Raw genomic sequence first — 12,814 nt, forward strand, 5'->3', positions numbered from 1 at the left:
AGATCGCCCTTGATCATGCTGCTGCCTTGCGCCACAAAATTGCGCCTCAAGCGATCCATACAGAAGTACAGGCCCGTGGCATGACCCCGGCTGGGCTCCATCAACGCCTTGCGGCGCTCGCGGCCTCTCTCCAATCCCGCCCCGATGCGCTTGCCCTGCTGGCGCTGGGCTCGGTGGGGCGGGAGACCGCGCGCATTGACGCGTGGTCCGACCTGGACTTCTTCGTGATCGTGCGCCCGGGCGCCAAGGCAGCGTATGTGCGTGAACTGGACTGGCTGGCTGCGGCGCACCCCATTGCCTGGGCGTTCAAGAACACCGCCGATGGCTACAAGGCCTTGATGGCCGACGGCGTGCTGTGCGAGTTTGCGGTGTTCGAGCCGCAGGAGCTGCCGGGCATTCCGTTTGCGCCGGGGCGCTGGATCTGGCGCCGCGAGGAAGAGGTGCCCGAGCATTGGGCTACGCCCGTGCCGGAGCTGCCGCAGCCGCAAAGCGCGGACTGGCGTGTGGGCGAGGCGCTGAGCAATCTGCTGGTCGGGCTGCAGCGTTACCTGCGCGGAGAGCGGGTGGCTGCCATGCGCATGGTGCAGGTGTATGCCATGGACCGGGTGATGGAGCTGATCGACGCGGCCGAGGCGCATGCGCCTGGTGTGAGCCGAGATCCGTTCACGGCTGATCGGCGCTTCGAGCTGCGTCACCCCGCGCGCGCAAGCGAAGTGCGTGGCTGGGCTCCGGGCATTGACCGTACGCCGCAAGCGGCGCTCGCGCTGCTTGATGAACTGGCGCGCCACCAAAGCCTGCCCGAGGCGGTGGCCGCGCGCATCCGGGCCCTGGCGGCGCAGTGTGGCGCGCCGCACCCAGATCGGCCCAAGGCTTGATCAGCTTGCGGCGCGCTCGATCGCTGCGCTGCCGATGTACACGCCAAAGCTCTCGCACCAGATCGTGAGGGTGTGGAACTGTGAAGGGTCCACGCCGGGCGGGAGCAGGTAGTTTTGCGCGCCCTCGAAGCTGCGCAGGCGTGCCAGCTTCACGCGCCCTGTGTCGGCCTTGAACGCAGATTCCTCGCCCACCGCCCGGGTGTTCAGGTAGAGCCAGTAGTTGGGGCCGGGGCCAGCCTTGAAGTCGCTGTTCAGGCGCAGAACCCAGCCCTGCTCGGTCTGCATGAAGCTGCCTGTGCCGTTGGCCCAGTGGATGGGATCACGGCCAGGCGCCGACTCATCGAAGCGAAAGCGCTGCGTTGCCTGGGCTGCTTGGCCGGGCATGCCTTGAGCCTGCATGGGCACAGGCGGCGCGTCGTTTGCGGGCGGTGGCGCGAACAGAAACGGAAAGGCGATCAGCATCGCAATGGCGCCGATCGCCACGCCGACGACAAGACTTGCCAGCGCGATCAGGCTGGTTTTGAGCGAGGGCAGGGCAAGGCGCATGGCAATGAAGCGGTCTGGGCAGAATGCCGGTCGGTCGCGTAGAGAAGGCGCGGACTTACAGATCCGCGCTCAGGGAAAACACGGAAATTGCACTGCGGTCGGCTGTACCGAGTGCTGGGCCGAAGCCGCTTTCCGCATGTCTGGTGCGGCTTTCCGGCCATTTTGGCCTGAAGAAGCGCATGAACGCTGGATATGGCAAAGAAAAACCCGCATGAATCAAGCATTCATGCGGGTCTTGAGGGCAAATCGGCCGGAAAGCCGCGCCAGGCAAGCGAGAAGGCTTAGAGGCGCATCTCCAGTCGGATCGAACCGTTGATGTCGGTGCGCTGGTTGCTCACGGTCTTCTGCAGCTGGTTCGGCAGCAGGAAGCTCGACTCCGTGACGCTGTCATCAGCCGAGAGGTTGGACAGCGTGAAGCGCACACGCGTAGTGCTGTTGACGACGTACAGCGCGAAGACGTCGTACACGTGGCGGGTGGAGAGGCGCTGCTGCTGCTCGTTGGTGATCTGCGTGGTGTAGGCCGGCGTCCAGTTGACGTTGCCGCCCACCGACCACGGCGTGCCGCGGAAGCGGTAGTCCACACCGAAGTTGCCGGTGGCGCGCGGCTGCTGGTCGATGAAGTTGTACGGGCCGCGCACCTGATCCACCCTGCTGTCGAACACCGACAGGTTGGTGCGGAAGTTCAGCGGGATGGCGTCGTCGATCAGTTCGGTGAGCTGGAACTTGGCGTCGAACTCGATGCCGCGGGTTACGGCGTTGCCCAGGTTCACCGGGCGGGATACGTAACGCGGCACCGGCGCCCAGCTCACGGTCTCCAGGCTCGTGGCGTTGCGGATCAGGTCCTTGATTTGCCGCTGGAACAGGTTCACCGACAGGATGCCACCGCTCTTGAAGTAGTGCTCGTAGGCGATGTCGATGCCGTTGGCGCGCTCGGGCTTGAGTTCGGCATTGCCGGCGCGGTCCGGGCTGGTGGGTGTATTGGCGCCAGGCACGGGGAACTGCGTGTTCAGGCTGGGCCGGGCAATCAGTTGCTGACTGTTGGGCGCGCGGTAGCTTTGCGTGAGCGCAAAGCGGATCTGGTCGCGGCGCGGCTGGGCAAAGCGCCAGACCGCCTGGGCCAGCGGTGTGGTCACGCTGCTTTTGTTGTTGACCGGGGTGCCAGCGTCACTGCTCTTGGTCTCGATGCTCTCCCAGCGCACGCCCACGTAGGTGGACCAGTTGGGCGCTGGGTCCCACTCGTCCTGCACATACAGCGCCTGACGCAGGGTGGAGACGTTCAGCGTGGAGCCGAATTCGGCCAGCTGCGGCACGCCGTTCTGCAGCGTGACGGGGGACTCCTTGCGCTTGACGCCTTCAAGTTCGCCGCCGACAACCAGGCTGTGCGTGCCGTCCAGCGAATGCGTCAGCTTGCCGGCCAGATTCCAGCTGCGGTCGGTGATGTCGTTGCTGCTTTGCTGGATGAGGTTCTGCGCACCGCTGCCGTCGAACTGGCGCAGGGTCGAGGCGCTGTCCAGCTTGAACTGGCCGCCGCTGGCACGCAGCTCGTAGCGGGCCTTTTCGTTCAGGCGCTTGTTGAGCTGGGTGTTGAAGCGCGTCACCCAGAAGTCGCCCTTGTTGTTGAACTCGCTTGTCGCATACGGCGCTGTGCCCACGGGCTGCTCCAGCGTCCCGGACGAGCGGTTCTTGAATTCGTTGCGCACAACGAAGGGCTGGATGCTGAACATCTCGCCCTGGCCCAGGCGCCACTGGAAGCGGCCGCTGCCAAACAGGCGCGTTGTGTCGTTCACGGACTCGCTGCGGGTACGCTGATCAAAGCTCAGGTTGCCGCCGGGCAGATCGGTGTAGGTGGTGCGGCTCTCGTTGCTGTTGCGGTTGCGGTCGTGGCCGGCACTCAGGGTCGCGTTGTAGGTACCCGTGGTGCTGAGCACGCCGTTGCGGTTCCAGCTCGCGTTGCCAGACGGCTCGCCGCGCTCGAACTGCAGGCTCGCGCGAACATCATTGGACAGCTGGCGCAGTGGCTCGCGCAGGATGATGTTGATGGTGCCGGCGATCGCGCGGGCGCCGGTTTCCGCGGTGGGCGCGCGCAAGATCTCGATGCGCTCGACCTGCTCAGGGGTGATCTGCTCGATCGAGAAGCCCGGCGGAATGCGCTCGCCATTGATCAGGATCTGTGTGAAGCCGCCGCCCATGCCGCGCATGCGGATCGGGCCGCCGCGCCCCGGGGGGCCGCCCTGCGTGACGCCGGGCATGCGCCGCAGCACATCGCCCAGGTTGCTGTCGCCGTACTGTTCGATGGTCTGGCGGTCGATCACGATCTTGCTGGCCGTGCTGTTGCGGCGCTGGTCGTTCTCACCGGTGCGGTTGCCCGTGACTTCCACGCCGGGCAGCACGCGCTGGGCCGGCGCGCCGGCCGGGCGGCCGGTGGTGGGCGCAGGCGCTGCAGCGGGTGCGGGTGCAGCGTCCGGCGTGCCAGCCGGCGCCGGTGCAGGCGCAGCAGGCGGAGTGGCGGTGGCCGGCGCCGGTGCAGGACTGGGTGCGGGTGTCGGTGCCGGGCTCTGCTGTGCGTGAGCGGCAAAGGCCAGGCTCAGGGCAAGCGCCAGGGCGGACGGTGCAAAGCGGGCGGAGCGAACAGTGTGCTGGGCGGGCATGGATGCAGTCTTGAGAGGAGGGGTGTTTGACGCCCCTGCGCGGTGGGGGCCGGCGGGGTCGCTGATGTTGTGTCCGTGGCCTGAAGAAGTTCCCGCAGGACGCGAAACCCGGCAATCTACACGCGCGCAAGCCCGAGCCGTCAGCGGGTAAACGCCTGTCCAGTTGCTGTCGGGCGCAAGGCTGGCTTGCTGCGCGCCGCCGTACTGTGGGGCGCGCAGCGAGTCTTAAGATGGGGGTCTTGTCTGTGCAGGATTGCGTCATGACCCCGGTTTCGACCGCCCAGGCGGCCTCAGCCTCCGTGCTGCACCCGGCCGCCGAGCGCGCAGCGGACGGCCCGCAGCGCCGCCGCGAAGACATTGCCACCATCAGCTTCATCGGCCTGTCGCACGGCACCTCGCACTTTTTCCACCTGCTGCTGGCCGCGCCACTGTTTCCGTTTTTGGCCCAGGCCTTCAGCGTGAGCTACACGCAGCTCGGCTTGCTGATGACGGTGTTCTTCACGGTTTCGGCCATCGTGCAGGCCGGCGCCGGCTTTGTGGTGGACCGCGTGGGCGCCCGGCCGGTGCTGTATTTCGCCATCAGCTGCTTTGCGGTCGCCGCGTTCTCTGCGGCGGCAGCACCCATGTTCTGGACGCTGTATGCCAGCGCGGCGCTGGCTGGCCTGGGCAACGGCGTGTTCCACCCGGTCAACTATTCCATCCTGAACGCGCGTGTGGCCAAGCCGCGCCTGGGCCACGCGTTCTCGGTGCACGGCATCACGGGCAACCTGGGCTGGGCTTTCGCGCCGGTGTTTCTGGCCGGCATTGCGGCGGCCACCAGCTGGCGCCATGCGCTGGCGGCAGCGGGCTGCGCGGCGCTGGCCTCGCTCGCGGTGCTGTTAAGCCAGCGCAAGCATCTGGATGACAGCGCCCTGGCGGCGCAACGCGCGGCCGAACGGCAGAGCCAGAAAGCCGGGGAGAGCAACGCGCTGGCCTTCATGGCCAACCCGGCGGTGTGGATGTGCTGGACCTTCTTTTTCTTCACCACCATGGCGGTCGGCGCCATCCAGAGCTTTGCGCCCACGGTAGCCACGTTGGAATACGGCTTTTCGGCAGAACTGTCGTCCACCATCATCACGGTCTATATGGTGGTGTCGGCCGTGGGCATGCTGCTCGGCGGTTGGGTCGTGGCGAAGTTTGATCGGTACGACGGCATCATCGCCGTGGCGCTGGCGATCAGCGCGCTGGCGGCGGTGCTGATCGCCGCGAAGGCGCTGGCCGGGCTGGGCATGTTGCTCCTGCTGGCGGTGATGGGCTTTGGCGCCGGTATGGCCGGGCCATCGCGCGACATGCTGATCCGCGCGGCGGCCACCAAGGGCGCCCTGGGGCGGGTCTATGGTGTGGTGTACAGCGGGCTGGATGTGGGCCTGATGGTGGCCCCGGCGCTGTTCGGCTGGTTGCTGGACCATGGCCATACCAACAAGATCTTCGCGTTTGTGGCGGTGTTCCAGACGCTTGCGATCCTGACCGCCTGGCGGGTGGGCAGCCGCACTGCACAGGCTGCACCGGTGGCCGCATGAACGTGCGCTCGCTCGGGTTACAGACCCATCTGATGTTTGCCCGCTTCGATGGCCAGATCATCGAACGGCCGGATTGCATTGTGGTGCGTACGCCGGGCAACCCGACCTTCTACTGGGGCAATTTCCTGCTGTTTCCGCAGGCGCCCAAGGGCTTTGATGACATCAAGTGGATTGCCCGCTTTCACGAGGAGATCGGCGCGCACCAGCCGGAGAGTCAGCACATCGCCCTGGCCGTGGATGGCCCGTCTCCCGGCAGGATTCCCCAGGCCTTCAAGGACCTGGGCTTCGAGTATTTCGAGAACGCGACCTTGGTTCTGGATGCGCTGCCGCCTGCCCCGGCGCTCGCCAGCAGCGACGTGCAGATCCGGCCGATCGACTACGCCACCGAGTTGGAGGCCGTGATCGCGCTGGAGTTGAGCGACGGCGCCGATGGCTACGAGCCCGTGGGCTATGAGATCTTTCGCCGCAAGCAGCATGCACGCTATGCCGCCATGGCGCACGCCGGCATGGGGCGCTGGTTTGGCGCCTGGCTGGGCGATCAGCTCGTGGCCGGCTGCGGCCTGTTTCACGAAAGCCGCCTTGGGCGCTTTCAGTATGTGATGACGCATGAGCAGTTTCGTGGCCGTGGGATTTGCACTCGCTTGATCCATGAGGCCGCGCGGACAGCCATGGAGCAATGGCACTGCGAGCGCCTGGTGATCGAAGCCGAGCCCGAGGCGGCCGGCCATCGCGTGTATCGCCGCGTCGGCTTTCGGCTCAAGGAATCCAACTGGGGCATGCAGCTGCGGTCCCCGGCTGACCGCAAACCCCAAGCCCTTCCTTAGCCATGAGCCTTGCCATGCTGCCGCAAACACCGGCCACCACGGACCTCTGCGACACCCACGAAGACCGCCTGACCGATGGCCGGCTGCGCGTACTGCCCGACGTGTTCCGCCTCGCGCTCGGCCAGCGCAGCGCGGCCTGCGGCCCGGCCGTCACACTCAAGCTGTTCGAGGACAACACGCTGGTGCGCGCCCAGCTGGAAGCACCGGGTGAGGGCAGGGTGCTGGTGGTGGATGGCGGGGCCAGCCTGCGCCGCGCACTGGTGGGCGGCAACCTGGGCAAGTTGGCCGAGCAGAACGCCTGGGCCGCAGTTCTTGTGAACGGGGCCGTGCGCGATGCTGATGAGCTGGACGCCTGCACTGTCTGTGTCCGTGCGCTGGGTGCCAGCCCGCGCAAGACGCCCAAGGGTGGCGCGGGCAGCGTGAACGTGCCGGTGGACATCGCAGGCGTGACCGTGCGGCCAGGCGAGTGGATCTATATCGACCGCGACGGCATTCTCGTCAGCACCGAGGCGCTGTAGGCCAGGCGTGCGGTGAAGCCGTGTGCATTTGCGCTGATCGCCTGAACGCGTGAGCGCAAGGGGGCGGCAGCACTCGTAAGCTGGCGGTCTCTCCCACCTCTCTCCCATGCCCCCGGAGACTCCCATGGCCCGCCTGCTCTTCGTCTACGGCACCCTGCGCCGCGGCGAAACCAACGACATCAACCGCTTCGAACCCGCGCCCAGGTACGTGGGCGAAAGCCGCATCCGCGGCTATCTCTATGACCGTGGCACCTACCCCGGCCTCGTGCTGGACGGCTCCGGCGACTGGGTGGTGGGCGAGGTGTATGACATCGCCCCCGCGCTCGAACCCCAGCTCGACGCCCTGGAAGCCGAATACCCCGCCGCGCCCGACGAGTTCCCCAAGGAAACGGTGCGCCTGACGGTGAATGACGAGCGCGAAAGCGCCATCGTCTACGCCATGCACAAAAAGTTCGCCGCTGAGGCGACGCCGATTGCCGGGGGCGACTGGGTGGCGTACCGCAGGCTGCGTGATGCAGGGGCGCTGTTGCCGGATGCGGAGGATGCGTGATCGAGTCATGGGACCGGATAGCCTGCCGGTCGTGGCATCGATGACTACATCTATTGACGAGAACCAATCGAATGCGACGACGCCTCGATACACATGAGCAATGCCTGAAGGCGTTCACGGCTGAACTCAAGACGGAGATCCGGTCCAGCCTATCGGCTTGGGACACGCTGGATCGAAAAGAGGCAAGCGGTCGGCGGATGGCCTACATGCAGGTCGTTACGCTCATCAAGCGGCACGCTGAAGCTCACGGTATTCCGCTTGCCGATTTGGGTCTGGTGGACTACGAGGTGCCGGCTAGCCCGCTCTAGCTGGTTTGTGTTTCGCCTCTGTGGAGTTTCGTCAGGGGCCGATAGCTTCCTTTAGGCGTTATTTCGCTATTTGAAATGCGCTTTTCGAGTGATGAAACGCCCTGCGGCGCCGCCGCATCCGCGCGTTTCACGATTCCTCATCTCGTTTCATATTGTGATTGACACAAGTCAAATCATTGATTTTGAACGAGAAAAAATTCTTATATAAGACATAAGAATTGGTTTGCTGCAGCGCAAAACCGTCCTATCCTGAACCCAAGCCCAACGCACTTGTGACATGGCAGCCGCGTACCCCGCGCCGCCATGCCGCGCCAGCGCAAGCCCGGTCTGCCGACCGGGTTGTTTCAGCGAGTGGTTCGACCACTAACCGCCGCGCCAGCGCGCCGGCCTGCCGCACGCGGCAGCCGCGCACACCCCTGAATGTCCATGCGTCACCGCACAGATTTCTTTTTTTGTCTCAACAGGAGTGGAAACCATGTCTTCACGTGAACTCGAAGCCCAGAAGCTGCAACGCGAATGGGAGACCAGCCCCCGCTGGAAGGGCATCAAGCGCGGCTACACCGCTGAGGACGTCGTGCGTCTGCGCGGCTCCATCCAGATCGAGCACACCCTGGCCAAGCGCGGCTCCGAAAAGCTCTGGAAGCTGCTCAACGAAGAGCCCTTCATCAACGCCCTGGGCGCGCTCACCGGCAACCAGGCCATGCAGCAGGTCAAGGCCGGCCTGAAGGCGATCTACCTGTCCGGCTGGCAGGTGGCGGGCGACGCCAACCTGGCTGGCGAGATGTACCCCGACCAGTCCCTGTACCCGGCCAACTCGGTGCCGCAGGTGGTCAAGCGCATCAACAACACCTTCACCCGCGCCGACCAGATCCAGTGGAGCGAAGGCAAGAACGACATCGACTTCTTCGCGCCCATCGTGGCCGACGCTGAAGCCGGCTTCGGCGGCGTGCTGAACGCCTTCGAACTGATGAAGGCCATGATCGAGGCTGGGGCCTCGGGCGTGCACTTCGAAGACCAGCTCGCTTCCGTGAAGAAGTGCGGCCACATGGGTGGCAAGGTGCTCGTGCCCACGCGTGAAGCCGTGGCCAAGCTGGTTGCTGCCCGTCTGGCCGCGGATGTGATGGGCGTGCCCACGCTGCTCGTGGCCCGTACGGACGCCGAAGCTGCTGATCTGGTGACGAGCGACGTGGACGACACCGACAAGCCCTTCTGCACCGGCGAGCGCACGGTGGAAGGCTTCTACCGCACCAAGCCCGGTCTGGATCAGGCCATCAGCCGCGGTCTGGCCTATGCGCCCTACGCAGACCTCGTGTGGTGCGAGACCGGCAAGCCGGACCTGGCCTATGCCAAGGCCTTTGCCGAAGCCATCCACAAGCACTTCCCGGGCAAGATGCTGGCCTACAACTGCTCGCCGTCCTTCAACTGGAAGAAGAACCTGGACGACGCGACGATTGCCAAGTTCCAGCGCGAACTCGGTGCCATGGGCTACAAGTTCCAGTTCATCACCCTGGCCGGCTTCCACAGCCTGAACTACTCCATGTTCAACCTGGCCTACGGCTATGCCCGCGACAACATGAGTGCCTTCGTGCAGCTGCAGGAAGCCGAATTTGCCGCGGCCGAGAAGGGCTTCACCGCCGTGAAGCACCAGCGCGAAGTCGGCACCGGCTACTTCGACGCCGTGACCACCACGATCGAGAAGGAAGCCTCCACCGCAGCCCTGAAGGGCTCGACCGAGGACGAACAGTTCTTCGACAAGAAGGTCGCCTGAACCTGATACGGTGAGCAAGCCTGCCGGGCGCTGCAGATCCGCGGCGCACCGCGCGAGGCAGGAGGAGACGGCGTGGCCAGCCGCGGGAGACACCGCAGCAGCCCGCCAGCCTGGCCGGCATCCGCAAGGAGCCGGCCTTTTTGCTTCTGTGAGGTGCCACACGACTTGGCGCCTTGTGCGCCGCAGCGAACTGCGCGGGGATTGCGCGGCTTATCGGCGCTTCAGCTTGATCGTGCAGTGCCGAAAATCAGGACAGGCACCACTCCATCCCTCTGAGCCCATCATGGCCCAAGCAATGACCCCGGTCGATCCGCGGTCAATTCCCATCGGCAAGCCGCTGCGCGACCCCGTGTATGCGCGCGACGGCACGCTGCTGCTTGCCAAGGGCCAGATCGTGCCGAACGTGCAGTCCCTGGAGCGCATCAAGGGCAACGGATTCTTCCGCCCCTCGTTTCTCGAAACCCAGCTGATGGCCGAGCTGCCGCGGCTGGAGGAACATACCCGCCCCGAGCTGCTGCACCCCAACGCCCCGCCAGAGCCCGAGAAGCCCCGGCCGGTGGTGGGCGTGGTCGGCAAGAAGGCCAAGCGCGCCATTTCCAGCAGCCGCGTGCTGCGCGTGACGGCTGCAGGCGGCACGGAAAGCTTCAACGTCGTGCTGATCGGCGGCCTGGAAGGCAAATCGCTGGTCATCAGTGCGCCGGAGCGTGAGGGCAAGCTGGTCTTCGTCAAGGAAGGTCAGGCCTGGGACATCCGCGGATTCTCCGGGCAGGAGGTTTTCACCTTCCAGCTCGAAGTGACCAAGGTTGCGTTCTCGCCCTTTCCTTATGTGCACCTCAGCTGGCCCACGGCCAACGCGGTGAGCCGCGCCCCCGTGCGCTCCACGCGGCGCGCGGTGTGCATGCTGCCCTGCGTGGCCAAGGTGCCCATCACTCGCCACAGCCTGGGCAAGGCCACCACCGAGCTTGAAGACCTGCATGGCATGCTGCTCGATCTGTCGGACAGCGGCGCCCGCATGGGCCTGGGCCGGCGCCTGCCGCCGGAGGTGGAGCGCTTCGAGCTCGCCTTCCGTGTGAAGGTGGGCGAGCGCATCCGGCTGATCAAGGTGGACGCCAAGGTCGCCCGCGAGCTGGAGCCCGCCGGCGATCACGAATACGTTTATGGCCTCTCCTTTACCGCGCCGGACGAGGAAACCTGGTTCGCCATGCACGCCTACGTACTGCAGCAGATCGTCCAAGAGCTCGAAGTGCCGATTTATGCCGTGGATGACTGATTTTAACCGACTAGCTTGACCGGAAACGATCCAATCCAGTCAAAATCAGTACACGATGGGCTGAAGATCCGCACCAAGCAAGCGGTAAGGCGGGTATCCCACACATCTCCAAGGCTCGGCCGAATTCAACTTATTCTTTTGGCTGATTCCGTGAGATTCACAGATGCGCCAGCGCGTCGGTCGACCGTCTGAACCCTAGCGGTCCCAATAGCTCGGGTTCGAGTAGGTCTGCTTGAGCGTGTCGATCAGCACCCGCACGCGCAGCGGTAGATGCCGGCGCTGCGGAAACACCGCAAAGATGCCCGTGGTCGGCGCCGCAAACTCATCCAGTACGGTCGTCAGCCGGCCGGCCGCCACATCCGCACCCACCTCCCACCAGCTGCGCCAGGCCAGGCCGCAGCCGGCCAGCGCCCATTCGTGCAGTACGGCGCCGTCGCTGCATTCCAGATAGGGCTGCGGGCGCACCAGGGTCGCTTCGCCGCCCACCGTGAACTGCCAGCCACGCTGGCCGCTGCCAGGCCCCAGCGCCGGGCCGAGAGTCAGGCAGCGGTGTTTGCCGAGATCGTCCAGGCTGCGCGGCGTGCCGGCGCGCTTGAGGTAGCTGGGCGCCGCCACCAGCACGCGGCGGTTGTCCGCCAGGCGCAGGGCCACGAGACCGGAGTCCGCCAGATCGCCAATGCGGATCGCGCAGTCAAAGCCTTCGTTGATCAGATCCACCAGCCGGTCCGACAGGTCGAGCGAGACCGTCACCTCCGGGTAGTTGCCGGAGAAGGCGGGCAGCAGTGGGGCCACATGCCGGCGCCCGAAGCCCGCGGGGGCCGACACCTTCACATGCCCGCTGGGCTTGATGCCGCCTTCGGACACAGCGGCCTCGGCATTGGCCAGATCCGACAGGATGCGCTGGCAGTCTTCCAGAAAGGCCTGGCCCTCGTGCGTGAGGCTGATGCGCCGCGTGGTGCGGATCAACAGCTTCACGCCCAGGCGCTCCTCGAGCATGTCCACCCGCCGGCCGGCCATGGCTGGGGCGATGCCCTCGGCTGCCGCTGCGGCCGTGAGGCTGCCCTTGGTGGCCACGGCGACGAAGGTGGAAATCTGCTTGAAATGGTCCATGGGCGGGTCTGGAAGGCGCGAGGGCAGGGCGATTACTGCACGAAAGTAAAAGATAACCCCGCTTCAGGCGGCCGAATAGCGGCAATTTGTATGGCTAAAGTCTTCGCCATGCCCAACTCCACGCCATCCGCCCTGCCTGCCGTGCGCGCCGTCGTCTTCGACGCCTACGGCACGCTGTTCGACGTGTATTCGGTCACGGCCAAGGCGGAGCAGTTGTTCAACGGGCAAGGCGCCCCGCTGGCCCAGCTCTGGCGCGACACGCAGATCGGCTACACGCGTCTGTACACGCTGTCTGGCCGCTACAAGCCGTTCTGGGACATCACGCGCGACGCGCTGCGTTTTTCTGCCGAGAAACTCGCCTTGAACCTGTCTGCCGAGCAGGAAAACGCGCTCATGCAGGAGTACGCCTGCCTGACGTCGTTTCCGGAAAACCTGGCCACGCTGCGCGAACTGAAGGCCCGCGGCCTGCCGCTGGGCATTCTGTCCAACGGCAATACGCAGATGCTCGAGATTGCCGTGCGCTCGGCGCGCATGGAAGGCCTGTTCGATCACGTGCTCTCGGTGGACGCAGTGCGCAAGTTCAAGACGGCGCCCGAGGCCTATGCGCTGGGCCCGGCGGCCCTTGGCGTGCCTGCGTCCGAGATTCTTTTCGTCTCCAGCAACGGCTGGGACGCCTGCTGTTCCACCTGGTACGGCTACCGCAGCTTCTGGGTCAATCGCACCGGCCAACCCGCCGAGCGCCTTGACGTGAGCCCCACACACACGGGCCGCACACTCACCGACCTGCTGCCGCTACTGGCCTGAATCCAAGCTTCTGCGACTTTCATTGTCCTCTTCA

General features: G+C 65.6%; 12 protein-coding genes. 9 read left to right on the forward strand and 3 right to left on the reverse strand.

Annotated elements, in window-relative coordinates; all coding sequences use genetic code 11:
- Nucleotides 1–80: 80 nt before the first annotated feature.
- Complete coding sequence (locus ACMDW7_RS07590; protein ID WP_377301840.1) at nt 81–875, forward strand: hypothetical protein; 795 nt, start codon at nt 81–83, stop codon at nt 873–875.
- Here ACMDW7_RS07590 and ACMDW7_RS07595 read toward each other — a convergent pair whose 3' ends face one another.
- Both ACMDW7_RS07595 and ACMDW7_RS07600 read right to left on the reverse strand, forming a co-directional pair.
- Nucleotides 876–1,421 (reverse strand): DM13 domain-containing protein, encoded by a 546-nt coding sequence (locus tag ACMDW7_RS07595; RefSeq protein WP_377301838.1) that lies wholly within the window; start codon nt 1,419–1,421, stop codon nt 876–878.
- Between the two features lie 281 nt (nt 1,422–1,702).
- Nucleotides 1,703–4,069: a TonB-dependent receptor plug domain-containing protein gene (locus ACMDW7_RS07600; protein WP_377301836.1), complete on the reverse strand. Its 2,367-nt coding sequence runs from the start codon at nt 4,067–4,069 to the stop codon at nt 1,703–1,705.
- A gap of 260 nt (nt 4,070–4,329) precedes the next feature.
- Here ACMDW7_RS07600 and ACMDW7_RS07605 point away from each other — a divergent pair, with 260 nt between their 5' ends.
- From ACMDW7_RS07605 to ACMDW7_RS07635, 7 genes are all read left to right on the forward strand, one after another.
- A complete protein-coding gene (locus ACMDW7_RS07605) occupies nt 4,330–5,628 on the forward strand; it encodes an MFS transporter (RefSeq protein WP_377301835.1) in 1,299 nt (432 codons plus the stop codon).
- A complete protein-coding gene (locus tag ACMDW7_RS07610) occupies nt 5,625–6,452 on the forward strand; it encodes a GNAT family N-acetyltransferase (RefSeq protein ID WP_377301833.1) in 828 nt (275 codons plus the stop codon). The genes ACMDW7_RS07605 and ACMDW7_RS07610 overlap by 4 nt, the downstream gene beginning before the upstream one ends.
- 2 nt (nt 6,453–6,454) lie before the next feature.
- Nucleotides 6,455–6,970 (forward strand): ribonuclease E activity regulator RraA, encoded by a 516-nt coding sequence (rraA, locus tag ACMDW7_RS07615; RefSeq protein WP_377301831.1) that lies wholly within the window; start codon nt 6,455–6,457, stop codon nt 6,968–6,970.
- A gap of 124 nt (nt 6,971–7,094) precedes the next feature.
- Nucleotides 7,095–7,520, forward strand: a complete 426-nt coding sequence (locus ACMDW7_RS07620) for a gamma-glutamylcyclotransferase (protein ID WP_377301829.1) — start codon at nt 7,095–7,097, stop codon at nt 7,518–7,520.
- 71 nt (nt 7,521–7,591) lie between these two features.
- A complete protein-coding gene (locus ACMDW7_RS07625; protein WP_377301827.1) occupies nt 7,592–7,828 on the forward strand; it encodes a hypothetical protein in 237 nt (78 codons plus the stop codon).
- 475 nt (nt 7,829–8,303) lie between these two features.
- Nucleotides 8,304–9,596, forward strand: a complete 1,293-nt coding sequence (aceA, locus tag ACMDW7_RS07630) for an isocitrate lyase (protein WP_054124159.1) — start codon at nt 8,304–8,306, stop codon at nt 9,594–9,596.
- A 283-nt stretch (nt 9,597–9,879) separates the two neighbouring features.
- On the forward strand, nt 9,880–10,866 hold the full coding sequence (locus tag ACMDW7_RS07635) for a flagellar brake domain-containing protein (RefSeq protein ID WP_377301824.1): 987 nt from the start codon (nt 9,880–9,882) through the stop codon (nt 10,864–10,866).
- A gap of 195 nt (nt 10,867–11,061) precedes the next feature.
- Here the strand turns inward: ACMDW7_RS07635 and ACMDW7_RS07640 are convergent, their stop codons facing one another.
- Nucleotides 11,062–11,976 carry a LysR family transcriptional regulator gene (locus tag ACMDW7_RS07640; protein WP_377301823.1) on the reverse strand — a complete coding sequence of 305 codons (915 nt, stop codon included), beginning with the start codon at nt 11,974–11,976 and terminating at the stop codon, nt 11,062–11,064.
- A gap of 132 nt (nt 11,977–12,108) precedes the next feature.
- Between ACMDW7_RS07640 and ACMDW7_RS07645 the strand changes: the two genes are divergently transcribed.
- Nucleotides 12,109–12,780 (forward strand): haloacid dehalogenase type II, encoded by a 672-nt coding sequence (locus tag ACMDW7_RS07645; protein ID WP_377302565.1) that lies wholly within the window; start codon nt 12,109–12,111, stop codon nt 12,778–12,780.
- The last annotated feature ends 34 nt before the right edge of the window (nt 12,781–12,814 follow it).

This window comes from Piscinibacterium candidicorallinum (assembly GCF_047549485.1).
GTDB classification, from domain to species: domain Bacteria; phylum Pseudomonadota; class Gammaproteobacteria; order Burkholderiales; family Burkholderiaceae_C; genus Piscinibacterium; species Piscinibacterium candidicorallinum.

Bases quoted from the DNA above. Each gene is read 5' to 3' on its own strand.
- rraA (WP_377301831.1), top strand. From the start codon at position 6,455: ATGAGCCTTGCCATGCTGCCGCAAACACCGGCCACCACGGACCTCTGC.
- aceA (WP_054124159.1), top strand. From the start codon at position 8,304: ATGTCTTCACGTGAACTCGAAGCCCAGAAGCTGCAACGCGAATGGGAG.
- ACMDW7_RS07620 (WP_377301829.1), top strand. From the start codon at position 7,095: ATGGCCCGCCTGCTCTTCGTCTACGGCACCCTGCGCCGCGGCGAAACC.
- ACMDW7_RS07610 (WP_377301833.1), top strand. From the start codon at position 5,625: ATGAACGTGCGCTCGCTCGGGTTACAGACCCATCTGATGTTTGCCCGC.
- ACMDW7_RS07590 (WP_377301840.1), top strand. From the start codon at position 81: ATGACCCCGGCTGGGCTCCATCAACGCCTTGCGGCGCTCGCGGCCTCT.
- ACMDW7_RS07605 (WP_377301835.1), top strand. From the start codon at position 4,330: ATGACCCCGGTTTCGACCGCCCAGGCGGCCTCAGCCTCCGTGCTGCAC.
- ACMDW7_RS07635 (WP_377301824.1), top strand. From the start codon at position 9,880: ATGGCCCAAGCAATGACCCCGGTCGATCCGCGGTCAATTCCCATCGGC.
- ACMDW7_RS07640 (WP_377301823.1), bottom strand. From the start codon at position 11,976: ATGGACCATTTCAAGCAGATTTCCACCTTCGTCGCCGTGGCCACCAAG.
- ACMDW7_RS07595 (WP_377301838.1), bottom strand. From the start codon at position 1,421: ATGCGCCTTGCCCTGCCCTCGCTCAAAACCAGCCTGATCGCGCTGGCA.
- ACMDW7_RS07625 (WP_377301827.1), top strand. From the start codon at position 7,592: ATGCGACGACGCCTCGATACACATGAGCAATGCCTGAAGGCGTTCACG.
- ACMDW7_RS07600 (WP_377301836.1), bottom strand. From the start codon at position 4,069: ATGCCCGCCCAGCACACTGTTCGCTCCGCCCGCTTTGCACCGTCCGCC.